Source organism: Propionibacterium acidifaciens, assembly GCF_003798325.1.
Classification (GTDB): domain Bacteria; phylum Actinomycetota; class Actinomycetes; order Propionibacteriales; family Propionibacteriaceae; genus Propionibacterium; species Propionibacterium acidifaciens.
Genome location: NZ_CP033719.1, coordinates 558,812 through 584,670 on the forward strand (window position 1 = coordinate 558,812; position 25,859 = coordinate 584,670).

Here is a 25,859-nt window from a genome sequence, read left to right on the forward strand (position 1 = left end):
GCGATCCCCCACTCACCGTTCCGGACGATCCTGCACGAACGCGCAGGAGCGCCCGCACCGCGCTGGGGTCTCCGTCGTGGCGGTCTTCCCACCACAGGCCCGCCGAACCTATCGTGTCAGTGGCAATTCTCGTAGCCAACTCACCGAGGAGCAGACCATGCGCATCGCCGTCCCCACCGAGATCAAGAACAACGAGTTCCGCATCGCCATCACGCCCGTCGGAGTGCACGAGTTGACCCGCCGCGGACACGAGGTCTACGTCCAGGCCGGCGCCGGGGCGGGCTCGTCCTTCACGGACGAGGAGTTCACCGCCCAGGGCGCGCGGATCGTCGAGGGCGCCGAGGCGACATGGGCCGCCGGCGAGATGGTGCTCAAGGTGAAGGAACCGATCGAGAGCGAGTACCGCTTCCTGACCTCCGACCAGGTGCTGTTCACCTATCTGCACCTGGCCGCCGACCGCCCGCAGACCGAGGCCCTGCTCGGTGCGGGCACCACCGCCATCGCCTACGAGACCGTCCAGCGCGACGACGGCTCGCTGCCGCTGCTGTCGCCGATGTCAGAGGTCGCCGGCTGCCTGGCCCCGCAGGTCGGTGCGGCTCATCTCATGAAGGCGGCAGGCGGACGAGGCGTCCTCTTCGGCTGCGTCGGCGGCGTCCAGAAGGCCAAGGTCGTCGTCCTCGGCGCCGGCACGGCCGGTCAGAACGCGGCACGGATCGCGCTCGGCATGGGCGCCGACGTCACGATCCTCGACGTCGACCTGCGCAAGCTCCACCGCATCATCTGGGACTTCGACAACCGCATCCAGGGGCTGGCTAGCACCGCGCTGGCGGTTCGCGAGCAGGTGCTCACCGCCGACTTGGTCATCGGCACCGTCCTCATCCCCGGCGCCAAGACGCCCAAGCTCGTCACCGACGACATGGTCGCCGCCATGAAGCCCGGCTCGGTCCTCGTGGACGTCGCCATCGACCAGGGCGGCTGCTTCGAGGACAGCCGCCCGACGACGCACGCCGATCCCACCTTCCCGGTGCACGACTCGGTGTTCTACTGCGTCGCCAACATGCCCGGCGCCGTCCCGAACACCTCCACCCAGGCTCTGGCGAACGCCACCCTCCCCTTTGCGATCCAGCTCGCCGACAAGGGCTGGAAGCAGGCGCTGAGGGACGACCACGCCCTGGCCCTGGGGCTCAACGCGCACGCGGGCAGGCTAGTCTTCGCCGGTGTGGGTGAGGCCCTCGGCATGGAGACCACGCCCCTGGAATCCGTTCTGGTCTGACCCTCAGGAGGGCCTCATGACAGGCAACGAGACGGCGCCCCCGTCCCCGGACGTCCCCGCCGCGAGACCCGGCGGGGACGTCAGAGCGCTCAACAGGGAGCTCTCGAACCGTCACATCCAACTCATCGCCATCGGCGGGGCCATCGGCACCGGTCTGTTCATGGGATCCGGCAAGGCCATCAGCCTTGCCGGGCCCTCCCTGCTGCTGGCCTACCTCATCATCGGGCTCATGCTCTTCTTCGTGATGCGGGCCATGGGCGAGATGTTCCTGCACGACCTGCGCTTCAAGTCGTTCCAGGACTTCTCGCGGGAGATGATCGGCCCATGGGCCGGTTTCTTCACCGGCTGGACCTACTGGGTCCTGTGGGTCGTCACCGCCGCGGCCGAGATGATCGCCATCATCGGTTACTTCGACTTCTGGATCGGGAACCTGAACGTCTCGATGATCTGCACGGCGGCGCTGCTGCTGGCGCTGCTGGGCTCGAACCTTCTGACGGTGAAGCTGTTCGGAGAGCTCGAGTTCTGGTTCGCGCTCATCAAGATCATCGCGATCATCGCGCTGATCCTGGTCGGCGCGTACATGGTGACGACCGGGTTCACCTCGCCGGACGGCACAGTGGCCTCGGTCACCTACCTGTGGAGTCACGGGGGCGTCTTCCCGACCGGCCTGACCGGTTTCCTGGCGGCGTTCCAGCTGGCGATCTTCTCGTTCATCGGAACCGAGTTGATCGGCACGGCGGCGGCGGAGACGGCCGACCCGCACAAGACACTGCCGAAGGCGATCAACGCCATCCCGGTGCGCATCATCATCTTCTACGTCCTGGCGCTGGCCGCCATCATGGCGGTCACGCCCTGGGACAGGGTGAGTCCCGAGATGAGCCCCTTCGTCAACGTGTTCAACCTCGCCGGTCTGGTGGCGGCGGCCAGTGTCATGAATTTCGTGGTGCTGACCTCGGCGTCGTCCAGTTCGAACTCGGGGATCTTCTCCACCTCGCGGATGCTCTACGGTCTGGCCGACACGGGCTACGCCTCGAAACGGTTCGCCAGGCTGTCGGGTCGGCACGTGCCGGCCAACGCGCTGGTGCTGTCCGGGGCGCTCGTCTTCATCGCCTTCCCGGTGCTGAAGATCGGCGGTACGGTGATGCGGGCCTTCCAGCTCATCTCGAGCGTGTCGTCGATCCTCGTGCTGTTCATCTGGTCGCTCATCATGGTGGCCTACATCATGTACCGCAGGAAGTTCCCGCAGGCTCACGCGCAGGCCTCCTTCAGGGTGCCGGGCGCCGTCTTCATGCCGTGGGTCGTGTTGGTGTTCTTCCTCGGCATGATCGCGATCCTGGCGCTCGACGAGGAGACGCGCGTCGCCCTGGTCCTGACGCCGTTGTGGTTCATCGCCCTGGCCGTCGTCTGGCGGCTCCGCTTCGCGGGCCGGCCGGCCGTCGTCAAGACGCCGGCAGCCGCGGCGGACTGATCCGCGAGCGACGGGGGCGCCCCTGCGGTGGGGCGCCCCTCCCGTCGTGGGGCCGTCGCGAACCGAGCCCGTGCTCGCGCGAGGAGCGGTTCGGGACGGCGGTCGTCCGGATGCCGCGCGGACGGCTCCCGCAGATCCGCCGAGGCGAATGGCAGTCGTCGCCGAGGCCCTGAGCGGAGTCCTGCGGGCGCGAGCTCGTCCGGGCCCCGTGTCAAGCCTTGGGTTTTGCGGGGGCTCGTCCGTCCGGTTGCGGTGGTCTGGGGTAGGGGCTGGTTGCCGCCCTTGATGACCTCGAGGCCATGCTCGGTGTCTTGTGGGCGCGCTCGTGCTCGATGGGGGTGAGCATCCCGATCGCGGGGTGGGGCCGTATCGCCTTCTGCGTTCCTCGGGATGAGTCTCAAGCTGAGCGCGTCGCTCAACGAGCGCAGCCCGATCGGGCCGGACATGCCGACCGGGTCGTTGCCCGCCTACGAGTACGGGTTCGCGGCCCAGCCGACCCCCCTCCGCGGGGAGCAGAGGGCCTGTGGCCCGAGTTCCATGGGACTGCGGACCGACCCCCCACCGCGGGGAGCAGAGGCACCCCGGCACCGGGCGTCGTCCCGACCGGGGTCAGCCGCGGCCGCAGCACGGGCGCCATCCCGCCGGACGTCATGCGGACATGGCCCGACGCCATGCGGCGACAACCGACCGGCGCCGCGATCTCCGCCGAATGACAACGAACCACCTGGTCGGCATCGTGCTCCGTCCGCGAGACGATCGTCCCGGGCAGCCCGTCGTCCGTCCGCCCCGCCACTGCCCCTCTCAGGGGCCGACCCCGGGGTGCCCGTCTCAGTCGTGCGAGGAGTAGTTCGGGGCCTCGACGGTCATCTGGATGTCGTGCGGGTGGCTCTCGCGCAGGCCGGCCGAGGTGATGCGCACGAAGCGTCCCCGCTCCTGGAGCTGGTCGATCGTGCGGGCGCCCGAGTAGAACATGGCCTGGTGCACCCCCCCGATGAGCTGGTAGACGACGGCTCCCAGAGGGCCGCGGTAGGGCACCTGGCCCTCGATGCCCTCGGGGACGATCTTGTCGTTGCTCGTGACGTCGGCCTGGAAGTAGCGGTCCTTCGAGTAGCTCATCCTGCGGCCGCGGGTGGCCATGGCGCCGAGGGAGCCCATGCCGCGGTACTCCTTGAACTGCTTGCCGTTGATGAAGACGAGCTCGCCGGGGCTCTCGTCGCAGCCTGCGAGCAGGGAGCCGAGCATGACCGTGTCCGCGCCCGCCACGATGGCCTTGGCGACGTCGCCGGAGTACTGCAGGCCGCCGTCGCCGATGACCGGGACGCCGAAGGGCCGGCAGGCGCAGGCGGCCTCGGCGATGGCCGTGACCTGGGGGACGCCGACACCGGCGACGACGCGGGTCGTGCAGATCGAGCCGGGGCCGACCCCGACCTTGACGGCGTCCGCGCCGGCCTCGCACAGGGCCCCGGCGGCCTCGAAGGTGGCGACGTTGCCGCCGACGACGTCGACGTCCTTCGCGGCCGGCTCGGCCTTGAGGCGGGCGATCATGTCCATCTCGGCCCTGGAGTGGCCGTGCGCGGTGTCGACGACGAGGACGTCGACGCCCTCCTCGACGAGCGCCATGGCGCGCTGGAAGGCGTCGCCGTAGAAGCCGATCGAGGCGCCGACCCGCAGGCGGCCCTGCGGGTCCTTGCTCGCCAGCGGGAACTGGTCGGACTTCACGAAGTCCTTGAGCGTGATGAGGCCCTTGAGCCGGCCGGCGTCGTCGATGAGCGGCAGTTTCTCGATCTTGTTGCGGGCCAGCAGGGCCAGCGCGTCGTCGGAGGCGATGCCCTCGGGCGCCGTGACGAGCGGCATGGGCGTCATCACCTCGCGCACCGGGCGGGCCGAGTCGGTCTCGAAGCGCATGTCGCGGTTCGTGATGATGCCGAGCAGCGTCATGTCCTCGGCGACGACGGGGACGCCGCTGATGTGGAAGGTGGCGCACAGCGCGTCGACGTCGGCGAGGCTCATGTCGGGACCGATGGTGATGGGCTCGACGACCATGCCTGCCTCGGAGCGCTTCACCCGGTCGACCATGGCGGCCTGGTCCTCGACGGACAGATTGCGGTGGATGATGCCCAGACCGCCCTCGCGGGCCATGGCGATGGCCATGGCGGACTCCGTGACGGTGTCCATAGCGGCGGAGATGAGCGGCACGTTGAGGGTGATGCGCCTGGTGACGCGCGAGCTGGTGCTGACCTCGGAGGGGATCACGTCAGTCTCGCGCGGGATGAGGAGGACGTCGTCGAAGGTCAGCGCCAAGGGCGCGATCTCACCGGTCTCCCGCTCCGCCTCGAGCCTGCTGCTCGCCGTCTCCCGTGCCATGTGACACCCTCTCCTCGCTCGACCTCTCCTCGCTCGACGGTGGGACCAAGTCTAGTGAGTCCGGCGCCGGGCGGGCGGACCGCCCCGCGCCCTCGCGCGGTCCTCCCGTCGGGCTCGCGGCTTCGGGCCGGGACGCGCGAGGGCGGCCGGACCGGTGTCCGACCGCCCTCTGCGGTGCGTGGGCTCAGCGGCTCACTTCTTGTCGTCGTCGTCCTCGTCGGGCTTGTTCACCACGAGGGTCTCGGTGGTGAGCAGCAGGCCGGCGATGGAGGCGGCGTTGGCCAGGGCCGAGCGCGTGACCTTCACCGGGTCGATGACGCCCTGGTCGATGAGGTTGCCGTACTCGCCGGTCCGGGCGTTGTAGCCCTCGTTGGCGGCCATGTCGGCGATCCGCGAGACGATGACGTAGCCCTGCTCGCCGCCGTTCTCGGCGATCCAGCGGGTCGGCTCGACGACCGCCCTCTGGACGATCTGGGCGCCGACCTTCTCGTCGCCGGCCAAGCCGAGGCCGTCGACGGACGAGGCGGCGTGGATGAAGGCGGCGCCGCCGCCGGCGACGATGCCCTCCTCGATCGCGGCGCGCGTGGCGGACACGGCGTCCTCGATGCGGTGCTTCTTCTCGTTGAGCTCCACCTCGGTGGCCGCACCGACCTGGATGACGCAGACACCGCCGGCCAGCTTCGCGACGCGCTCGTTGAGCTTCTCGCGATCCCAGTCGGAGTCGGTGCGCTCGATCTCGGCGTGCAGCTGCTTGACGCGGGCCTCGACGGCAGAGGCGTCGCCGCCGCCCTCAACGATGGTCGTCGCGTCCTTCGTCACGACGACGCGGCGGGCGCGGCCGAGGACTTCGAGGCCGACCTCGTTGAGCTTGAGGCCGACGGTCTCGGAGACGACCTGGCCGCCGGTGAGGATCGCGATGTCCTCGAGGATCGCCTTGCGGCGGTCACCGAAGGCCGGGGCCTTGACGGCCACGGAGGTGAAGGTGCCGCGGATCTTGTTCACCACGAGGGTCGACAGCGCCTCACCGTCGACGTCCTCGGCGATGACGACGAGCTGGCCCTTCGCCGCGATGACCTTCTCGAGCAGCGGCAGCAGGTCGTTCATCGAGGAGATCTTGCCGTCGTTGATGAGGATGTAGGGGTTGTCGAGGACAGCCTCCATGCGATCCTGGTCGGTGACGAAGTACGGGGAGATGTAGCCCTTGTCGAACTGCATGCCCTCGGTGAACTCGAGCTCGGTGCCGAGGGTCTGGGACTCCTCGACGGTGATGACGCCGTCCTTGCCCACCTTGTCGAAGGCGTCGGCGATGATCCGGCCGATCTCCTCCTCGCGGGAGCTGATGGTGGCGACATTCGCCATGTCAGCGGTGGTCTGAACCTCGCGGGCCGCCCCCCGCAGCGACTCGGTGATCGCCGCGACGGCCTTCTCGATGCCGCGCTTGAGGCCGACCGGGTTGGTGCCGGAGGCCACGGCGCGCAGACCCTCGTGGACCATGGCCTGGGCGAGCACGGTGGCGGTGGTGGTGCCGTCGCCGGCGATGTCGTTGGTCTTGGTCGCGACCTCCTTGGCGAGCTGGGCGCCGAGGTTCTCGTAGGGGTCGTCGAGCTCGACCTCCTTGGCGACGGTCACGCCGTCGTTGGTGATCGTGGGGGCGCCCCACGACTTGTCGAGGACGACGTAACGGCCCTTGGGGCCGAGCGTCACCTTGACGGTGTTGGCGAGGACGTCGACGCCGCGCTCGAGGGAGCGGCGGGCCTCCTCGTCGAACTGGAGCTGCTTAGCCATGAGTACCGGCCCGCCTTACTTCTCGACGACCGCGAGGATGTCGCGGGCGTTGAGCAGGAGGTAGTCCTCGCCGTTGTACTTGACCTCGGTGCCGCCGTACTTGCTGAAGACGACGACGTCGCCCTCGGAGACGTCCATGGGGACGCGGACGCCCTTGTCGTCCACGCGGCCGGGGCCGGCGGCGATGACCCTGCCCTCCTGCGGCTTCTCCTTGGCGGTGTCGGGGATCACCAGGCCCGAAGCGGTGGTGGTCTCGGCTTCCAGAGGCAGAACGAGGACGCGGTCCTCGAGCGGCTTGATCGTGGTGGCCACGTCAAACCCCTTTCTCACTAGTCAGCGCCTTTCGGCGCGGGTTTCTCGGCTGTGTCGACCAGCGGGACGTCGTCGCGGTGCCATCCCCTGGACTGGCACTCCCCTACCGGGAGCGCCAAGGACCAAGTTATACCCGCTTTAGCACTCGATCAAGCCGAGTGCCAGGGCTCCGGGTCGGAGCACGGGGCGCCACCGATGGCGCTCGGGCTCTGCGGGGGTGGCGGGTTTCCGGGTCTTGATGGGCCAGGGCCCCGCAGTGCGGATTCGTGGATCGTCTCCGGGACCGGGCCCGGGGATGCCGGCATGCATGGGAGGCCCGACAGAGAACACCCACACATCAGCCGTCGGTGATGATGCCCTTGCCGATGAGCCAGTCGCGGGCCACGTCGGCCGGCTCACGGCCGTCCACGTCGACCTGGGCGTTCATGGCGATGAGCTCCTGGTCGGTGAGCAGGGGGGAGACGGCGCCGAACAGCTCGTCGTAGGCGGCCGGGTTCCGGTCGTAGACCTCACGGGGCAGCACGGGTGAGGCGTTGTAGTTCGGCAGGAAGTGCAGGTCGTCGGCGAGAACCGTCAGGTCGAGCGCCTGGATGCGCCCGTCGGTGGTGAAGATCTCGCCGAAGTTGCACACCCCCTCGGCCGTGGCCGAGTAGATGGCGCCGGTGTCCATGACCATGCGCTGCGTCGAGCCGGGGTCGAGGCCGTAGCGCCGGGCCATCGGCTCGAAGCCGTCGTTGCGGTTGGCGAACTCGCTCTCGAGGCAGAAGGTCAGCTCGGAGGGATCGAGGGAGGTCAGCTCGGAGAACTTCGTGACGCCCAGACGCTGCGCGGTGCTCGCGTTCATGGCGAAGCCGTACGTGTTGTTCGCGGGCACCGGGGACAGCCAGACGAGGTTGTTGAGCCTGGCGTCCTCGTCGCGGACGGCCTCGTACTGGGCCTGCGGGTCGGCGATGGGATCGGAGTGGCCGAGGTAGCTGATCCAACCCGTGCCGTTGTACTCCCACATCATCTGTATCTGATCGCTCAGGAGCGCCTGCCGGGTCGACGAGGAGCCGGGGATGCCGGTGAGATCGGACACGTCGGCCCCGGCCGACTCGAGGAGGATGACGGCGATCTTGCCGAGCACGAGCTGCTCGGTGAAGCTCTTGGAGCCCACGGAGATGCTCGTCCCGCTCAGGTCGATGTCGGCCAGATCGCCGGCGAGATGGCCGGAGCGCGTGAAACCGCCGGAGGTGCCGAGCCCGCACGAGGCGAGCAGGAGGCACAGGGCCAGGGCCGGCAGGACGACGAGACGGCGGATTCGGGGAACGGCTCGGGTCATCTCACAGTCCCTTCGGCTCGACGATCAGTTGCAGCACCTGCCCGGCCCACTCCACGAGGAGCGCCAGGAGGGCCACGAGGATGGCGCCGGAGACGAGGATTCGGAAGCGGAACAGGGTGATCCCCGTCTGGATGAGGGCGCCCAGCCCGCCGGCGTTGATGAAGGTGGCGAAGCTGGCCGTGCCCACGAGCAGGACGAGCGCCGTGCGCACGCCGGCCATGATGACCTTCGCGGCCAGGGGCAGCTCGATGCGCATGAGCACGCCCACCGCCGAGATGCCCATGCCGCGCCCGGCCTCGATGAGGCCGCGGTCGACGCCCTGGAGGCCCGTGATGGTGTTCTGGAGCACCGGGAGGAAGGCGTAGATGCTCAGCGCGACGACGGCGGTGGCGGTGCCGAAGCCCATCGCCATGGCCAGGAGCACGACGAGCCCGATGACGGGCGCCGCCTGACCGGCGTTGGCGATCACCAGGACGACCGGCGCCGCCCGCTTGATGCCCGGGCGGGTGAGCAGGATGCCGATGGGGATGGCGGTGACGAGCACGACGACGGTGCAGATGAGCGTGAGCACGATGTGCTGGACGGTCAGCTCGCCGATCGTGCCCCAGGCGAGCTGACGGGACTCGATGTCGTCGAGGTCGGCGGTGCAGCGCCAGAGGAGCCAGCCGGCGAAGATGACGACGACGGCGACGGGGATCCCGAGCAGGAACCTGCGGTCGTCGGCGGAGAGGCGGTTCAGCATGACGGCTCCTGCCCCGCCCCGTCGGGACGGCTCTCCCCCTCGATCTCGCCCGGCCGCTGGGCGCCCTCGGCGGGCGACTCGTCGACCGGCTCGGCGCTGAGCCTTCGCACGAACCGCGTGATCTCGTCGAAGGTGGCCACGCCGAGGAACTCGCCCGCGTGGTCGACGACGAGGGCGCCCTCGTGGAACGAGGTGACGAGCGCGTCGAGGACCGCGTCGAGGGTGGCGTCCTCGTCGAGGAGGATCGGCTGGCGCCCGGGCCTGACCTGCACCCGCTCGCCCCGCAGGGTGTTCGTCCAGTACCAGTCCACCGGGTGGTTCCGCCCGTCGACGACGACGACCTGGTTCGTGCCGCGCTCGCGGGCCTGGGCGAGGACGCGTGCCACGGGGTCCCCGCCGCGGACGAGGACGGCGCTCTCCAGCTCGATCGAGGAGACCCTCTCCAGGGCGAGGCGTCGCAGGGTCGAGCCGCCGCCGGTGAAGTCGGCGACGAAGTCGTCGGCCGGGTTCGTGAGGATCTCGGAGGCCGTGCCGTACTGGGCGATGCGCGCCTGGTCCTGCAGCACGAGGATGCGGTCGCCGAGCTTGATGGCCTCGTCGATGTCGTGGGTGACGCACACGATGGTCTTGTGCAGCTGGGCCTGCACGTCGAGCAGCTCGTCCTGGAGGTGGGTGCGGGTGATCGGGTCGACGGCGCCGAAGGGCTCGTCCATGAGCAGGACGGGCGGGTCGGCGGCCAGGCCCCGGGCGACCCCGACGCGCTGCTGCTGACCGCCGGACAGCTCCTTCGGGTAGCGGTCGCGGTAGGCGGCGGGGTCGAGGCCCACCATCTCGAGGAGCTCGTCGGTGCGACGGGCGATGCGCCTCTTGTTCCAGCCGAGCAGCTTGGGGACGACGGCGACGTTGGCGCCGACCGTCATGTGGGGGAACAGGCTCCCGCCCTGGATGACGTAGCCGATGCGCCGGCGCAGCTCGTCGGCGTCGAGGCTTCGGGTGTCCCGCCCGTCGATGGTGATCGTGCCGCTCGTGGGCTCGATGAGCCGGTTGATCATCTTGAGGCTCGTCGTCTTGCCGCAGCCGGAGACGCCGACGAAGGTGACGATCCTCCCGGCGGGGATGGTGAGGCTGAGATGATCGACGGCTGCCCGCCCCTGCCCGGGGTAGCGCTTCACGACGTCGGCGAAGACGATCTCGCTGCCGGTGGCGGTCGAGGTCTGGCTCATGAACGGATTCCCTTCGGGATGGTGAGGCGGCCGACGCCGACGAGCACCGCATCGGCGAGGAGTGCCACGATGACGATGCCGACGGTTCCGACGACGGCGTAGTTGAGGGCGTTCTTGCCGCCGATCTGGGCCAGCCCGGTGAAGATGTACGAGCCGAGGCCCGGCCCGAGCGCGTAGGCGGCGACGGCGGCGATGCCCATGGACATCTGCGTCGAGACGCGCAGTCCGGTGAGGATGACGGGCCAGGCCAGGGGGAGCCTGATCCGGAGGAAGACGCCGACCGTCCGCATGCCCATGCCGCGGGCCGATTCGATGAGCGCCCGGTCGACCCCGAGGAGGCCGACGACGGCGTTGCGCAGGATGGGCAGCACCGCGTAGAAGGTGACGACGGCCACCGAGGTGACCGTCCCGATGCCGCACAGCGGGATGAGCAGGCCGAGCAGCGCGAAGGACGGGATGGTGAGACCGACCGTCGAGATGGCGTTGGCGACGGGCTCGAGCCTCGGCACGGTCGTGACGACGACGGCCAGGGCGACGGCGATGACCGTCGCCAGCAGCACGGACTGGGCGACGAGGCTGGCATGCTGATAGGAGCGGAATGCGATGTCCGCCCAGCGTTCGGAGATAAAAGCTCCCATGGTCCTCCCCGTCCTCAGGTGTCCTGCACGATCCCCTCGGAGCAGGGGGCCTCTTTCCGTCCACCATAGGTCGTGATCGGGCCCGATGCACATTCCGGCGACTTTCCCCCTCCTCGGAGCCCCACCAGATGCCCTCGCGCGAGCCGTTCCCGCGTCCTGCTCCCCACCGGCCGCACTCGTGCCGAGCGCCCGCGGGACCCCTCCCCCACCGGCGCCGCGCAGGGGTGGGGTCACGGGGCGGGGCGCTCCAGCCGCCGTACGACGAAAGCCCGCGCACCACCCGTCGTGGGGCTCAGGAGGAGGGTGGCCCGGTTCGGGCCGGAGGGGCGCAGCCGTCGGCGCAGCTGCGCCGGGTCGAGGTCGAGGGCGCGCTTCTTGATCTCGAGGACGCCGACCCGGTGGGCGCGCACCCAGGCCCGCAGGGCGGCGGGCCCGGCGTCCAGTTCCTCGAGCACCTCGAAGCAGTCGGCGAGCGGGCCGTGGACGGGCTCGTCGCACGAGAGGTAGGCGACGCGCTCGGCGAGCCGCCACAGGCCGGGCGCGATGGCGGCCGAGGCGCCCGCCCGGCTCACGGCGGGGTCGGGTTCGAGGATGTAGCGCCCCGGCGCGCGGACGGGCGGCGCCGGTGCGTCGGGCTCGGCCCGGACGAGGGCCCCGGAGGGCAGCAGCTGCGCCGCGCGCCCGGGCCCGGCACCCGGGATCCGCCACAGCCCGCACTCGACGAGCTCGTGGTGCTCGCTCACCCAGACCGCCTCGGCCGCCTCGGGCAGAGCCTCGGCCGGGGCTCCGGGGCCGAGCCTCACGACGGCGCTCGTCGGGCCGGCGAGCACGTCCTGGACGAATCCCCAGCCGGGTCGCAGGTCGGCGAGCCGCCAGCTGCGGCCGCGGGCGGTGCGGCGGGCCGGATCGAGGAGGACGGCGGTGCGCCCGTCCGCCCCGGCGGTCAGGTCAGCGCCGACCCGGGCCGCGTCGGCGCAGAGCACACGGGCGCCGGGCAGGTTGCGGGCGGCGAACTCGGCGGTGGCCGGGTCGATGTCGACGGCGGTGACGTCCAAGCCTGCGTCGAGGCAGGCCAGGGCGTCGACGCCGGCGCCGCAGGCGAGGTCGACGACCCGGGTGATGCCGGCGGCGACGAGGCGGGCGGCTCGCCAGCGCGAGACGGCCGGCCGGGAGGCCTGCTCGACGGAGTCGGGCGTCCACCAGAGGCGGGCGGCGCCCGGGCCCATTCTCCGGCGGGCCCGGGCGCGCAGCCCCGCCTGGGTGAGGGCCGCCGCGGCCAGCTCGGGATCGAAGGCGGCGCGCATGGCCTCGGCGGCCGCCAGGGAGTCGGGGTCGGGCAGCGCCTCGGCGGCGGCGACGGCCTCGGCCCCCTCGGGGCCGGTCAGACGGCGCGCGAGCTCGATGTGCACCCGTGCAGGGTACTCGAGCCGGGCCGACACGCGGCGGGCCGGCCCCGCTGCTCGTGACGGGCGGCCGGGGCTCAGGGCAGGACCGTCCAGCGGGCGCCGGTCGGGCGGCCGTTCTCGTACGGGATGACGGCGTGGAACTGGGGCACGTCGGGGTCGAGGACGAGCGGCACGAAGTAGCGGTCGCCCTCCCACATGTCCAGTTCGCCGAGCCGGTCGATGCGCTCCCAGGCGAGCGGGCCCTCCTCGTTGGCCGGGGGGATGTCGCCGTGCCAGGCGTCGACGACGAAGACGAAGCCGAACTGGTCCGAGCCGTCCGGGTTGAAGCCGGGCCAGCTGACCGTGCCGGCCAGGCTCATGTGGTCGACCTCCAGGCGGGCCTCCTCGCGCAGCTCCCGTTTCATGCCGGCGGCCACGTCCTCGTCGCGCTCGACCTTGCCGCCCAGCCCGTTGTACTTGCCGAGCTGGTCGTCGTCGGGTCTGGCGGTGCGGTGCACCATGAGGACGCGCTCGCCGTCGGGGTGGAGCACGAAGGCCAGGGTGGTCAGCTGCGGGCAGATCACGGGCCACCTCCTGTCAGCGGGTGCGGCCGGCGCCCCGGCGCACGGCCAGGCCGGTGAGCAGGCTCTGGGCGGCCAGGGACGCGCCGACCCCCTCGCCGGCGCGCAGGCGCAGGTCGAGCAGCGGCTCCAGGCCGAGTTCGGTGAGCACCTCGCGGTGCGCGAACTCGCGGCTGACCTGCCCGGCGACCAGGTAGGGCTGGACGGCCGGGGTCACCTCGACGGCGGCCAGGGCGGCCACCGAGGTGGCCAGGCCGTCGAGCACGACGATCGCCCCGGCCTCGGCGGCGCCGATCGTCACGCCGGCGAGCACGGCGAACTCCGGACCGCCGACCTCGGCGAGAGTGCGGGCCGGATCCGTGCGCAGCGCCTGCGGATCGACGCGGCGGAAGACGGCGCGGAGCACCTCGGCCTTGTGGTCGAGCATCGCCGCGTCCGAGCCGGCCCCGATGCCGACGGCCCGCTCGGGGCTGATGCCGGTGAGCGCACTGGCCAAGGCGGAGGCGACCGTCGTATTGGCCACGCCGATCTCGCCGAGGGCGACGAGCCCCCCGGCTGCGGCGCGCCGGCCGAGTTCCCGTCCGGCCGCGATGAGGCGGGCCGTGTCCCCGCCGGTCATGGCCGGGGCGTTCACCAGGTCGCCGCGGGGGCCGGCCGGGCGCAGCTGCTCGACACCGGCCAGGGGCTCGCCCGCGACGCCCGCGTCGACGAGGATCGTGTCCAGGCCGGCGGCGACCGCGGTGACGACGCCGACCGCGCGGCCGGCGGCCGCGGCGTCCATGACCTCGCGGGTCACCGACTGGTCGAAGGCCGAGACGCCGTGCTCGACGATCGGGTGGTCGGCGGCGACGAGGACGAGGGTGCCGGCGGTGACCTCCTCGCCGGTGACGGCGACCGTGCGGTCGAGCGCCTGGTCGAGCCTGCCCAGCGAGCCGGGCGGGGTGAGCAGGTCGTCGGCCCGGTCGCGGGCGGCCACGACGCGGCGCTGGTCGGGGGCGGCGAGCTCGCTCCACAGCGGCGAGGAGGGGTCGGGTCCGGGCACCGGGGCGGGCGGCGCGGTCTCGGGGGACGGCGCGGCGCCGGGCAGTCCGCTCACCGGCGGCCGGGGCGCGTTCTCGGGCCAGCGGTCGGCCATGATCACCTCGTCCAGGGGCAGCTTGTGCGACCAGGCGCGGCGCTCGAGGCCGGGGAGGGGCGGGCGTTCGTCGGGCCAGCCCAGGCACAGCCAGCCGAGGGTCTCGACGCCGGCGGGCAGGTGCAGCAGACCGGCGAGCTCGGCGGGGCGCATGAGCGTCACCCAGCCCATGCCGAGGCCGGCCGCGCGGGCGGTGAGCCACATGTTCTCGATGGCGGCGGCGCAGCTCCACAGGTCGGCGTCGTGGAAGGTGTTGCGGCCGAGCACCCCGGAGGCGGGGGTGCGGCGGTCGCAGGCGACGACGAGGCCGAGCGGGGCCTCCCGGATGCCCTCCAGCTGCAGGTCGAGCAGCCGGGACCTCCGGTCGGGCGTCAGGCCGGCCGCTTGGCGCAGCCGTTCGCGGTCGGCCATGAGGGCGGCGCGCTCACGGGTGCGGCGGTCGCGCACGACGAGGAAGCGCCACGGCTGGGACTGGCCGACGCTGGGGCCGCCGTGGCCCGCCCCGATGACGGCGCGGACGAGCTCGTCCGCCACGTCGTCGGGCCGGTAGCGGCGGATGTCGCGGCGGGCGCCGATGACACGGTCCAGGGCGGCGCGGGTGGCGTCGTCGAAGGCCCAGCCGGTGATGTCGTCGTCGCGTTCGGCCGAGCTCGTCGCGTCGCCGATGAGCGGCACCGGGCGACGCCAGATGCGACCGGAGGACTCGGTGGTGTGCGCACTCATGGGCCCACGGTACCGGTGGATCGCCAGGGGCGTGGCCCGGCGGCCCCGCCCGGTGGACGCGCGCTCCGCGGGCCGTCGGAGCGCAGTCGCGACCGACGGCGGGTCAGTCGCGTACGACGACCGTCCCGACCGGCAGCCCCGAGTCGGCGCCGATGCCCAGGCCGGAGGGCTCCAGCCCGGCCTCGACGATCTGGGCGCCGAGCACGGCGATCATGGCGCCGTTGTCGGTGCACAGCCCCGGCCGCGGCCGACGCAGCACGACACCGGCGGTGGCGGTGCGCTCGGCCAGCAGGGTGCGCAGCCGCGAGTTCGCGGCGACGCCCCCGCCGATGATCATGTCCGTGATGCCGTGGTGCCGGGCGGCGTCGACGGCCTTGGCGGTGATGACGTCGGCGACGGCCTCCTGGAAGGAGGCCGCCACGTCGGCCACCGGCACGTCGAGGCCGTCGAGGCGGCGCGTCTCGACCCAGCGCGCGACGGCGGTCTTGAGGCCCGAGAAGGAGTAGTCGAAGCGGTGCCGGGCCATGTCGTGCGGGGCGGTGAGGCCGCGCGGGAAGCGGATGGCCGTCGGGTCGCCGCCCCGGGCGGCCTCGTCGATGACCGGCCCGCCCGGGTAGGGCAGGCCGAGCAGCCGGGCGACCTTGTCGTAGGCCTCGCCGGCGGCGTCGTCGATCGTCGTGCCGACCTCGACGACGTCGCCGGTGATGTTCCCCACCCGCAGCAGCTGGGTGTGACCGCCCGAGACGAGCAGCGCCAGCGTGGGGCGGGCCAGCGGCCGGGCCGGTTCGCCGGCGGGATGGTCGAGCAGGTCGACGGCGACATGGCCGACGAGGTGGTTGAGCCCGTACAGCGGCCTGCCGAGGACCGCCGCAAGGGTCTTCGCCGCGGCCAACCCGACGACGAGGGAGCCCATGAGGCCCGGCCCGGCGGTGACGGCGACGGCGTCGAGCTCCGACAGGTCGACGTCGGCCGCGGCGACCGCGCGGCGCAGGGCGGGGCCGATGGCCTCCAAGTGGGCGCGCGAGGCCACCTCGGGCACGACGCCGCCGAAGCGGGCGTGCAGCTCCATGGAGCTGGCGACCTCGTTGGCGAGCAGCTGCTCGCCGCGCACGATGCCCACCGAGGTCTCGTCGCAGCTGGACTCGATGCCCAGCACGAGAGGTTCGCTCATGGTCGTCCTCCTTCGCCCGTGTCGGGTCGGGTCGTGTCCGGCGGGGTGATCGGGGCCTCCATGACGAGGGCGTCGGCCCCTGGCCCGTAGTAGTCGGCGCGGACGTCGATGCGGGTGAAACCGGCCCGCCCGTAGAGGGCCAACGCGGAGGTGTTGTCGTGGCGGACCTCCAGCAGCATCCGGCGCGCCCCGGCCGAGGCGGCCTCGGCGAGCAGCCGGGCGAGCAGGGCGGCGGCCACGCCCCGGCCGCGGTGGGCCGGGGCGACGACGATGCGCAGCAGCTCGGCGTCCTCGTAGAGCACCCCGACGACGCCGGCGGCGACCAGCAGTTCGCCGGAGTACGCCCCCAGTGCCCGGTTGCCGGGACGGGTCAGCTCACTCGTCCACGACCGTGCGCTCCAGCGCTCGCGCGGGGGGAACCCGAGGTCCTCCAGGGCGAGCAGACCGGGCAGGTGGGCGGCGCCGAGGCGCTCGCCGCGTCTCACGGGCAGGCCGACGGCGGCGTTCACTGCGCCGTCCCGGGGCGCAGACGGTGACGGCGCCCGGTGAGCGCCGACTTGCGCGCGGTGGGCGGTGCGGCGTCGGGTGTGCGCAGGTACAGCGGCTCGAGGCCGACGTCGGGCAGCTCGTGCAGGTGGGCGGCGAGGAGGCCGGCGTCGAGCCCGAGCGGCGCGTCGCCGGGGCGGCGGGGGGCGAGCAGGTCCGGGTAGACGCGCACGCCGGGCCCGGCGGTGGGCAGCTCGGGAAGGACGGCCGGGGCGCTCACCCGCGGCTGGCCGACGCGACGTCCGTCACGGTAGGCGGCCCAGTAGAGCTCCCTGCGCCGGGCGTCGGAGGCGATGATGAACTCCGCCGGCGCGCCCCGGGCGGCCCACTGGGCGGCGATGGCGTCGAGGCTGCACACGCCGATGACGGGCACGCCCGCCGCGATACCGGCGGTGACGGCGGTGGCCACGCCCACCCGCAGCCCGGTGAACGGGCCGGGCCCGACCCCGACGCCGATCGCCGCGAGGTCGGCCCAGCCGATGCCCGCGTCCGCCAGGACGGCCTGGATGGTCGGCACGAGCAGTTCGACGTGGGAGTGGTTGTCGCCCGCCTGCTCGGAGGCGACCGTCCGGCCGTCGCGGGCCAGGCCGGCGGTGACGACGGTCGACGTGTCGACGGCCAGCGTCCAGCCGATCGGGCGGGTGGGCGGATGGGCGCTCATCGGGTCTCCTGGGCCTCGGCGGCCGGTGCGGCGAGTTCGTCGCGCAGGCCGTGAAGGTTCTCGCCGGCCCAGCGGTCGCCGTGGCCGGTGAGGTAGACGGTGCGGGTGTCGTCGGCCGGGTCGTCGCCGCGGGCGATGTCGATGTCGAGCCGGTCGGGGGCCAGACCCTCGGCCATCCCGGCGCCCCATTCGACGAGGGTGACCGAATCGTCCATGGTGGCGTCGAGGTCGATGTCCTCGAGCTCGGCGGCCGAGCCCATGCGGTAGGCGTCGACGTGCACCAGATCGGGGCCGGTGCCGCGGGCGCGGTGCACGCGGGACAGGACGAAGGTGGGCGAGATGACCGGCCCCTCGACGTCGAGGCCGGCGCCGATCCCCTGGGCGAGGGTGGTCTTGCCGGCGCCGAGTCCGCCGTTGGCGACGAGCAGGTCACCGGCGCGCAGGCGGGCGGCCAGCAGCGCGCCGAGGCGGCGCATCTGCTCGGCCGTGGGCACGGCGACGGCCACGGGCAGGTCGATGCCCAGGATGAGACCCCCCGGCACCTCGTGGTCGGTGCTGAACCCGTGGGAGCGCCACCAGCCGATGACCTCGGGCAGGTCGGTGCGGGCCATGAGCTGGAGCCGGCGCAGCCCCTGCTCGGCGGCCCGCTCCCCCGCCGCGCGGACGATGAGGGCGGCGAGCCCGCAGTGCTGGAACCGGGGCCGGACGCTGACCCTGTGCACCATGAGGGTGTCCGGGTCGGGGGCGCTCATGAGCAGACAGGCCGCGTCGCGGCAGCCGACGGTGGCGATGATGCCGCCGCCGTCTGCGATGCGGGCGCGCACGTCGTCGACGGTGTCGCTCAGCGCCTCGGGCGGGGGGTCGAGTGCTCGTCTGGCCCCGAAGGCCTCGTGGATGATGGCGAGCACGGCGGGCGCGTCCTGCGGGCCCGCCAGTCTCAGCTGCACGTCGTCATCGGTCACGTCGGCCCAGTCTAGTGAGTGACCCACCCGGGCCTGATCCGGCAGCCAGAGTCGCCCTTCATCTGACCGAAACCGTCCCCTGCATCGCCCCGGTCGGCCAGGCCTCCCGACGATCCGCGAATCCGCGTCATGGACGATCTCGCGACGGTCCTCGCCGGTGCTGACCGTCGCGGCCCAGCGCCCGCACTCGCCCCACTCGTACCGGTACGACCTGCCGGTGGGCTGGGTCACCTCGACCAGACGGCCCGCCGCGTCCCGCCCGAACCTGACCAGGGATGGAACAGCAAAACCGCGTATGATCAAGGACCATGGCAACGCCGACCCACAGCGTGTCGACGTCCGCATCACGGAACGGGTCGGCTCCTCCCGGCTCGGACGTGTCTCGTCGGGGCGCGTGGTGCGCTCGGCCGCTGGCCGACCCGGATCGGTGACCGGTGCCGTGCCGACGCCCGTGGTCCGGCCGTGTGGCCGGGTTCACTGTCTGGAGCCCCTGCGCCGGTACGGCCGCCCACCGCGGCGCACGCCCCTGCGGCCCCCCTGCCTGCGGGCCGGGCGCGGCGGGGCGATGAGGGCCTTGTACCGCTCGGCGCTGATCGGTTCGCCGTCGGGCTCGGCGCCGCCGGTCAGCTCGGCGAGCCGTTCGCCGGGGCGCACGCCGTGGGGGCGCTCGTGGACGCCGGCCTCGCGCAGGATGCGCTCCATCCGGCGGCGCTGGCGGGGCAGCACGATGGAGGCGACCAGGCCGTCGGTGCCGGCGCGGGCGGTGCGCCCGGCGCGGTGCAGGTAGTCCTTGCCGTCGTGGGGCGGGTCGGCCTGGAGGACGAGCGAGACGTCGTCGACGTCGATGCCGCGGGCGGCCACATCGGTGGCCACGAGCACCGGCACCCTGCCGGCGCGGAAGGCGTGGAGCACGCGGGCGCGCATGCCCTGGGGCAGGCCGCCGTGGAGGGCGCCGGCCATGACGCCCGCCCCGCGGAGCCGCTCGGCGGTCTCGTCGGCGTCGCGCTGGGTGCGGACGAAGACGATCGTGCGTCCCGGCCGGTTGACGGCCTGCGCGATGACCTGCCTCCTCTCGCGGGCGCTGACGCCCCAGACCTCGTGGCGCATCGTCGTGACCGAGGCCCGCGCGGAGTCGACGCCGTGGACGACCGGGTCGTGGAGGTAGCGGTGCACGAGCCCGTCGACCTGCTCGTCGAGCGTCGCGCTGAACAGCAGGTGCTGGGCCCCGGCGGGCACCTCGTCGAGGATGCGGGTGACCTCGGGCACGAAACCCATGTCGGCCATCTCGTCGGCCTCGTCGAGGACGACGGTCTCGACCCGGTCGAGACGGGCGGCGCCCCGCTCCACGAGATCGACGAGCCGTCCGGGCGTGGCCACGACGACGTCGACGCCGTGGCGCAGGGCCCGCAGCTGCGGGGTATAGCTCATGCCGCCGGCGACGAGCACGGTGCGCACGCCGACGGCACCGGCGAGCGGGCGCAGGACGTCGTGCACCTGCATGGCCAGTTCGCGGGTCGGAGCCAGCAGGACAACGCGGGGATGCCCGGGCGCGGCGCCGCCCGTGCCCAGGCGGGTGAGGGCGGGCAGACCGAAGGCGAGGGTCTTGCCCGAGCCGGTCCGGCCGCGGCCGAGCAGGTCGCGTCCGCTCATGGCGTCGGGGATGGCGGCCGCCTGGATCGGGAAGGCCGTCGTGATGCCCTGTGCGTCGAGGACGGCGACGATGGCCTCGGGCACGCCGAGTTCAGCGAAGCGCGGGCCGCGCCGGGGCCGGTGCGCGGGCCGATCGAGGCCGACGGAACCGTGCGGGTGCTCGCCGCGCGGACGCCCGACGCGCCCGGTGCCCGCGCGGGACGCGGAGTTCTCCGGCGCGGGCCCGGCGGCCGGGGACGCACCGGCCTCGGATTCGGGAACGGCGGGGTCGGTGTCGAGGGCGCGCGCCCACTGGGGGTCGACGTCCCCCGCCGACCCGCGGCGCTCGTCACGACCGCGGCGGTCACGACCCCACCGGTCCTCACGACGGCCCCGGCTCCAGCGGTCCTCACGACGATCCCCGCCATGACGGTCCCTGCCACGGCGCTCGTCCCGGCCCCGGGCCTGGCGGCCGGCACCACGGCCTGCTGGCCGTCGGTCGTCGCCCCGGCCCTCGGACCGGTCCCCGCCGCGCGCCGGACGGGCGGGCCGGCGTCGGTCGTCTCCGGCGGGCCGCCACGTCCTGCGGTGCGCGGGACGGCCGGTGCCGGCCTCCCACTCGTCACGGCCCCAGGCGCGCGGACGGGCGTCCCGCTCGTCGCGCCCGCCGCGGCCTCGGGAGGAGCGCTCGCGGGCGGAACGGCCACGGTCGGAGCCGCGGCCACGACGAGGGCGGCCGGAATCATGGGAGGAGGACATGGAGGAACCTTCGAGACGACGGGAGCGGAAGCCCTGCGTCGAAATTCCCGGTCGGGCCCCTCGTGCGCACATCGCGCACCGGCGATCCAGCATAGCGGCCGGGCCAAGCCGGGCCGAGACCGTCGGCGAGGACGGAGACCGGCCGCGACCGGCCGCCCCCGTCGAGCCGGGACGCGCCCTCCGGGGCACCCGGCGTGCGGTACGGATGAGCACGACCCGGTGAGTCGGGGCGCTCTTGGTTCACGAGCGCCCTCGTCCCGACACCATCGGCACGACCCCGGCGGGCCGGGACGCTCCACCATCCGCCCCGTCAAGCCGGCGCGGGCCGGTCCCGGCGTCCGGAGGCGGCGCCAGCCCGCTCCGCGAGCCGTGCGATGAGGGCGGGCAGCGTGCGGGCGAGCGCGTCGGGCGGGTACGGGCCGGGCATCGCCTCCGCGGCGAGCGCCTGGGCGCTGGCCCCGAGCACGCCCGCCCAGCGGGGTCCCAGGCCCGCCGCCAGCAGCGTCGCGCAGATGCCGGCGAGGACGTCGCCCGAACCGGCCTGCGCCGTCCAGGCGGGGCCGGGCAGGGCGACGGTGACGCGGCCGCCGGGCTCGGCGACGTACTGGGCGGCGCCCTTGAGCAGCACCGTCGTGCCGAAACGGTCGGCGCCCTCGCGGGCGGCGCCGACGGGATCGGCGAGGACGCTGGAGCGCTCGACGCCCAGCATGCGGGCGAGCTCGCCTGCGTGCGGGGTCGCGAGCGAGCCGGCGGGCAGCGCGACGGGCAACTCGGCCAGGGCGTCCGCGTCGACGACGAGCGGCACCCCGTCGGCCAGCCGCTCGGCCAGGCGCCGCCGATTCCGTCCGGGATCGCCCCAGCCGGGGCCGACGAGCCAGGCCTGGACGCGGCCAGGCCCGAGGGTGACCGAGGGCATCGCCGCGACGACCATGGCGGGCACCGGCTCGGGCGCGCAGCAGCGGATGAACCCGGCCCCGGCGTGCAGGGCCCCGCAGGCGGTGAGCACGGCGGCGCCCGGGAAGCGGGCCGAGCCGGCGTCGATGCCGACGACGCCACGGGCGTACTTGTCGGACTCGGGCCCGGGCACCGGCCAGCGGGCCGCGACGTCCCAGGGGTCGGCGGCCAGGAGCCCGGTACCGGTGACGTCGATGCCGATGTCGGCCACCTCGACGCATCCGCAGCGGGAGGCGGCCGGCTGGGCGACGTGGCAGGGCTTGAGGGCCCCGAAGGTGACGGTGCGGGCGGCCGTGAAGCAGGCCGGGTGCTCGGCTCCGGCGCCGTCGGAGTCCAGGCCCGAGGGCACGTCGACGGACAGGACCGGCACGGCCAGGTCGGCGCAGGCGCGGGCGAGCTCGGCGACCGGTTCGCGCAGCCCGGGGCGGCCCCCGATGCCGAGCACGGCGTCGATGACCAGATCGGTGTCGGCCAGCCCGGCCATGGCGGCCGCCGCGTCGACCTCGTGGGCGCCGGAGGCGATGGCGGCGGCCCAGCCGGACTCGTGCCGGCGCGCGGAGGTCGGCCACAGCGCCACCTCGATCCCGGCGGCGGCGAGGTCGCGGGCCGCGTAGAGGCCGTCCCCGCCGTTGTTGCCGGGACCGACGACGACGAGCACGCGGGTGCGGGACGCCGGGGCGGAGCCGAGCATCTCGCAGGCGGTGGCGCTCACGCGCGCGGCGGCGGTCTCCATGAGCCCCTCGCCGGGGTGCGCGTCGAACCAGGCCCGCTCTGCGGCCCTGATCGTCTCCGCCGTGGCGACGGGGCGCATCTCAGCGCGCCTCCGCGACGACGACGGCGCAGGAGACCGGCCCGTCGTGGCTCAGCGACAGGTGGAAGCAGGTGGCCCCCAGCTCCTCGGCGCGGGCCAGCACCGTGCCGCGCACCACGAGCGAGGGCCGACGGTCGGGGCCGACGACGATCTCCGTGTCGCGCCACGAGAGGTTCCCGGGGGCGCCGAGCGCCTTGGCGAGGGCCTCCTTGGCGGCGAAGCGGGCGGCGAGCGACTCGGGGGCGCGCGGCAGCCCGTGGGCGAGGCGCTCGTCCGGGCTGAACAGCCGGTCGAGGACGCCGGGCCGGCGCTCCACCATGGCGCTGAAGCGCTCGACCGAGCAGACGTCGATGCCCACGCCGATGATCATGTCCACTCCCCTACTCGACGGTGACCGACTTGGCCAGGTTGCGCGGCTGGTCGACGTCGTTGCCGAGCGCCGTGGCCAGCTCGCAGGCGAACAGCTGGAGCGGCACGACGGCCAGGACCGGCTGGAGCAGGGTGCTCACCCTCGGCAGGCGGATGACCCGCTCGGCGTAGGCGTCGACCTCGCCGTCGTCCTCCTCGGCCAGGACGATGGTGCGGGCCCCGCGGGCGCGCACCTCCTGGATGTTGCTCACGACCTTGTCGTGCAGCTGGTCGCGTCCCGCCGGCGGGACGATGACGAAGACCGGCATGCCGGGGTTGATGATGGCGATCGGGCCGTGCTTGAGCTCGCCGGCGGCGAAGCCCTCGGCGTGCAGATAGGCGATCTCCTTGAGTTTGAGCGCGCCCTCCATGGCGGCCGGGTAGCCGACGTGGCGACCGAGGAAGACGTAGTCGCCCTGGTCGATGAGCTCGTGGGCGAGCCCGTAGACCTCGTCGGCGCCGTCGAGCAGCCGCTGGATGCGCGGCGGCATGCCGGCGAGCTCGTCCATGACGGCGCCGATCTCGTCGCCGAACTTGACGCCGCGCACCTGGGCGAGGAAGAGGCCGAGCAGATAGCAGGCGATGAGCTGGGTGAGGAAGCCCTTCGTCGAGGCCACCCCGATCTCCGGGCCGGCATGCGTGTAGATGACGGCGTCGGACTCGCGCGGGATGGTCGAGCCGTTCGTGTTGCAGATGGCGATGACCTTCGAGCCCTGCTCGCGGGCGTGCCGGATGGCCTGCAGCGTGTCGGCGGTCTCTCCGGACTGGCTGATGGCCACGCACAGGGTGTTGGCGTCGACGATCGGGTCGCGGTAGCGGAACTCGCTGGCCAGCTCGACCTCGCAACCGATGCGCGTCCAGTGCTCGATGACGTACTTGGCGACCATCCCGGCGTAGTAGGCGGTGCCGCAGCCGATGATGATGATCTTGTCGACCCGGCGCAGCTCCTCGGGGCCGATGCGGATCTCGTCGAGGACGAGTTCGCCGTTGTCGGAGTAGCGCCCCAGGAGCGTGTCGGCGACGGCCCGGGGCTGCTCGAAGATCTCCTTGCGCATGAACCAGTCGTAACCGGACTTCTCGGCGGCGGTGGTGTCCCAGTCGACGTGGTAGGGGTTGACCTCGACGGGCCCGCCCTCGAAGTCGGTGACCTCGATCGTGTCGGCGGTGATGACGACGACCTGGTCCTGGCCCAGCTCGATGGCGTCGCGCGTGTGCTCGATGAAGGCGGCCACGTCGGAGGCGAGGAAGTTCTCGCCCCTGCCGACGCCGACGACCAGCGGCGAGTTGCGCCGGGCGGCGACGACGCGGGTCGGGTCCCGGGCGTCGATGGCGACGAGCGTGAAGGCGCCCTCCAGGTGGGAGCAGACCCGGCGCATGGCGCCCGCGAGGTCTCCGGCGGAGTCGAGCTCGCGTCCGAGCAGGACGGCGGCGACCTCGGTGTCGGTCTCGGAGCGGAAGGCGACGCCCTCCCCGACCAGCTCGGCGCGCAGGGAGGCGAAGTTCTCGATGATGCCGTTGTGGACGAGCGCGACGCGCCCGTCGGCCGACAGGTGCGGGTGGGCGTTCGCGTCGGTGGGGCCGCCGTGGGTGGCCCAGCGGGTGTGCCCGATGCCGATGGTCGACGCGGGCAGCGGCCTGGCGGCCAGCTCCTCGTCGAGGTTGGCGATCTTGCCGGCCTTCTTGCGCCACTCGATCCGGCCGTCGGCGCCGACGGCCACCCCGGCGGAGTCGTAGCCGCGGTACTCGAGGCGTCGCAGGCCCTCGATGATGACGCTCACGGCCTGCTGCGGGCCGACGTAACCGATGATTCCGCACATGGTCCTACTCTAGGGGCACCCGGCGCCGGGGCGGGCGCACGGCCCGACCCGCTCGGCGTCCCGGCGGACCCGCGCGGCGACCTTCTCATCGCCGCGGCCCGTCGCGCCGAGTGGACATCGGCGCCGTGACGTGGTGGGCTGCACGGGTGCAAGGCTCATCAGACCCCACCGGCTCGGAGGACGACCGGCCGCCGCGCACCATTGAGGCCCTCGACGTGGTCGCCCGTCACGCCGTGGCGGCCGACGGCCCCTGGTTCGAGGTCGGCCGCGCGCAGTGGGCACGGCTGGCCGACGGCGGCTCCCCCGGCCTCGACCGGGCGACCGTTGAGCACCTGCGGGGGCTCGACGACCCGACCGACGAGTCCGACGTCGAGCAGGTCTACCTGCCGCTGAGCCGGCTCATCGAGCTGCACCGCACGAACCGCGGGCGCCTGTGGGGGGCCCAGAACCGCTTCCTCGGCCTGAGCCCGGACACGACGCCGCGCACCCCGCTCATCGTCGGCGTCGCCGGCTCGGTGGCCGTCGGCAAGTCGACGACGGCCCGGCTGCTGCGCGAGCTGCTGGCCCGCGGTGAGAACCGTCCCCGCGTGGTGCTCGTGACCACCGACGGCTTCCTCCTGCCGAACGCCGAGCTGGAGGCCCGCGGCCTGCTCCAGCGCAAGGGCTTCCCCGAGAGCTACGACCTGAGGGCGCTGCTGCGCTTCGTCATGGACGTGAAGTCGGGCCGTCCCGACGTCTCGACGCCGGTCTACTCCCACACCCTCTACGACATCGTGCCGGGCGAGCGCGAGCAGATCCACCGCCCCGACATCCTCATCCTCGAGGGCCTCAACGTCCTCCAGCCGGCCAGCGCCGGGCGCAGCGAGCGGGCCTCGGTCGCGATCAGCGACTTCATCGACTTCTCGGTCTACGTCGACGCCGACGAGCACGACATCGAGCGCTGGTACATGGAGCGCCAGCTCGCCTATCTGCACGCCGCCGCCGAGGACGACGACAACTTCTTCCGGGCCTGGCGGAACCTGAGCGACGAGGACTTCCTCGCCCTCGCCCGCCGGGTGTGGGCCCGGACCAACGGCCCGAACCTGCGCGACAACATCGCCCCGACGCGCCCGCGCGCCACGGTGATCCTGCGCAAGGGCCCGGACCACCGCGTCGCGACGGTGCGCATCCGCAAGATCTGAGGGTCGGCCC

Annotated in this window: 21 protein-coding genes; 3 read left to right on the forward strand and 18 right to left on the reverse strand. The window is 73.1% G+C overall.

Annotation, left to right across the window (positions count from 1 at the left end; all coding sequences use genetic code 11):
- Positions 1–157 precede the first annotated feature (157 nt).
- Complete coding sequence (gene ald / locus EGX94_RS02450; RefSeq protein ID WP_021797065.1) at positions 158–1,273, forward strand: alanine dehydrogenase; 1,116 nt, start codon at positions 158–160, stop codon at positions 1,271–1,273.
- A gap of 16 nt (positions 1,274–1,289) precedes the next feature.
- Positions 1,290–2,741: an amino acid permease gene (locus EGX94_RS02455; protein ID WP_021797078.1), complete on the forward strand. Its 1,452-nt coding sequence runs from the start codon at positions 1,290–1,292 to the stop codon at positions 2,739–2,741.
- A gap of 828 nt (positions 2,742–3,569) precedes the next feature.
- Here EGX94_RS02455 and guaB read toward each other — a convergent pair.
- The 18 genes from guaB to glmS form a co-directional block, all read right to left on the reverse strand.
- A complete protein-coding gene (gene guaB, locus EGX94_RS02460; RefSeq protein WP_021797097.1) occupies positions 3,570–5,105 on the reverse strand; it encodes an IMP dehydrogenase in 1,536 nt (511 codons plus the stop codon).
- Positions 5,106–5,297: 192 nt separating this feature from the next.
- Positions 5,298–6,890, reverse strand: a complete 1,593-nt coding sequence (gene groL, locus EGX94_RS02465; protein ID WP_021797095.1) for a chaperonin GroEL — start codon at positions 6,888–6,890, stop codon at positions 5,298–5,300.
- Positions 6,891–6,905: 15 nt separating this feature from the next.
- The gene (groES, locus tag EGX94_RS02470; RefSeq protein WP_021797066.1) at positions 6,906–7,202 is read right to left on the reverse strand and encodes a co-chaperone GroES; all 297 of its coding nucleotides are present in this window, start codon (positions 7,200–7,202) and stop codon (positions 6,906–6,908) included.
- A gap of 337 nt (positions 7,203–7,539) precedes the next feature.
- Positions 7,540–8,523: a glycine betaine ABC transporter substrate-binding protein gene (locus tag EGX94_RS02475; protein WP_021797081.1), complete on the reverse strand. Its 984-nt coding sequence runs from the start codon at positions 8,521–8,523 to the stop codon at positions 7,540–7,542.
- A gap of 1 nt (position 8,524) precedes the next feature.
- The gene (locus EGX94_RS02480; RefSeq protein WP_021797068.1) at positions 8,525–9,265 is read right to left on the reverse strand and encodes an ABC transporter permease; all 741 of its coding nucleotides are present in this window, start codon (positions 9,263–9,265) and stop codon (positions 8,525–8,527) included.
- Positions 9,259–10,488: an ATP-binding cassette domain-containing protein gene (locus EGX94_RS02485; protein WP_021797092.1), complete on the reverse strand. Its 1,230-nt coding sequence runs from the start codon at positions 10,486–10,488 to the stop codon at positions 9,259–9,261. The genes EGX94_RS02480 and EGX94_RS02485 overlap by 7 nt, the downstream gene beginning before the upstream one ends.
- Positions 10,485–11,126, reverse strand: coding sequence for an ABC transporter permease (locus tag EGX94_RS02490; RefSeq protein WP_021797074.1), 642 nt, complete (start codon positions 11,124–11,126; stop codon positions 10,485–10,487). Before EGX94_RS02490 ends, EGX94_RS02485 begins: the two co-directional genes overlap by 4 nt.
- Positions 11,127–11,356: 230 nt before the next feature.
- Complete coding sequence (locus EGX94_RS14010; protein ID WP_123825845.1) at positions 11,357–12,535, reverse strand: class I SAM-dependent methyltransferase; 1,179 nt, start codon at positions 12,533–12,535, stop codon at positions 11,357–11,359.
- Positions 12,536–12,606: 71 nt separating this feature from the next.
- Positions 12,607–13,095, reverse strand: coding sequence for an NUDIX hydrolase (locus EGX94_RS02500; RefSeq protein ID WP_021796664.1), 489 nt, complete (start codon positions 13,093–13,095; stop codon positions 12,607–12,609).
- 13 nt (positions 13,096–13,108) lie between these two features.
- Positions 13,109–14,950, reverse strand: coding sequence for a 5,6-dimethylbenzimidazole synthase (gene bluB, locus EGX94_RS02505; protein ID WP_123825847.1), 1,842 nt, complete (start codon positions 14,948–14,950; stop codon positions 13,109–13,111).
- Positions 14,951–15,053: 103 nt separating this feature from the next.
- Positions 15,054–16,121 carry a tRNA (adenosine(37)-N6)-threonylcarbamoyltransferase complex transferase subunit TsaD gene (gene tsaD, locus EGX94_RS02510; RefSeq protein ID WP_021796205.1) on the reverse strand — a complete coding sequence of 356 codons (1,068 nt, stop codon included), beginning with the start codon at positions 16,119–16,121 and terminating at the stop codon, positions 15,054–15,056.
- Positions 16,118–16,630, reverse strand: coding sequence for a ribosomal protein S18-alanine N-acetyltransferase (gene rimI / locus EGX94_RS02515; protein ID WP_021796206.1), 513 nt, complete (start codon positions 16,628–16,630; stop codon positions 16,118–16,120). The genes tsaD and rimI overlap by 4 nt, the downstream gene beginning before the upstream one ends.
- On the reverse strand, positions 16,627–17,328 hold the full coding sequence (gene tsaB, locus EGX94_RS02520) for a tRNA (adenosine(37)-N6)-threonylcarbamoyltransferase complex dimerization subunit type 1 TsaB (protein ID WP_021796204.1): 702 nt from the start codon (positions 17,326–17,328) through the stop codon (positions 16,627–16,629). Before tsaB ends, rimI begins: the two co-directional genes overlap by 4 nt.
- Positions 17,325–18,290 (reverse strand): tRNA (adenosine(37)-N6)-threonylcarbamoyltransferase complex ATPase subunit type 1 TsaE, encoded by a 966-nt coding sequence (gene tsaE, locus EGX94_RS14160; protein ID WP_051245319.1) that lies wholly within the window; start codon positions 18,288–18,290, stop codon positions 17,325–17,327. Before tsaE ends, tsaB begins: the two co-directional genes overlap by 4 nt.
- 474 nt (positions 18,291–18,764) lie before the next feature.
- The gene (locus EGX94_RS02530; protein ID WP_123825851.1) at positions 18,765–20,678 is read right to left on the reverse strand and encodes a DEAD/DEAH box helicase; all 1,914 of its coding nucleotides are present in this window, start codon (positions 20,676–20,678) and stop codon (positions 18,765–18,767) included.
- Positions 20,679–20,988: 310 nt separating this feature from the next.
- Positions 20,989–22,443 carry an NAD(P)H-hydrate epimerase gene (locus EGX94_RS02535; protein WP_123825853.1) on the reverse strand — a complete coding sequence of 485 codons (1,455 nt, stop codon included), beginning with the start codon at positions 22,441–22,443 and terminating at the stop codon, positions 20,989–20,991.
- A gap of 1 nt (position 22,444) precedes the next feature.
- Complete coding sequence (locus EGX94_RS02540) at positions 22,445–22,813, reverse strand: holo-ACP synthase (RefSeq protein WP_028706150.1); 369 nt, start codon at positions 22,811–22,813, stop codon at positions 22,445–22,447.
- 10 nt (positions 22,814–22,823) lie between these two features.
- The gene (gene glmS, locus EGX94_RS02545) at positions 22,824–24,668 is read right to left on the reverse strand and encodes a glutamine--fructose-6-phosphate transaminase (isomerizing) (protein ID WP_021796117.1); all 1,845 of its coding nucleotides are present in this window, start codon (positions 24,666–24,668) and stop codon (positions 22,824–22,826) included.
- 200 nt (positions 24,669–24,868) lie between these two features.
- On the opposite strand from glmS, the gene coaA reads away from it, so the two are divergent.
- Positions 24,869–25,849, forward strand: coding sequence for a type I pantothenate kinase (coaA, locus tag EGX94_RS02550; RefSeq protein ID WP_051383694.1), 981 nt, complete (start codon positions 24,869–24,871; stop codon positions 25,847–25,849).
- Positions 25,850–25,859 lie beyond the last annotated feature (10 nt).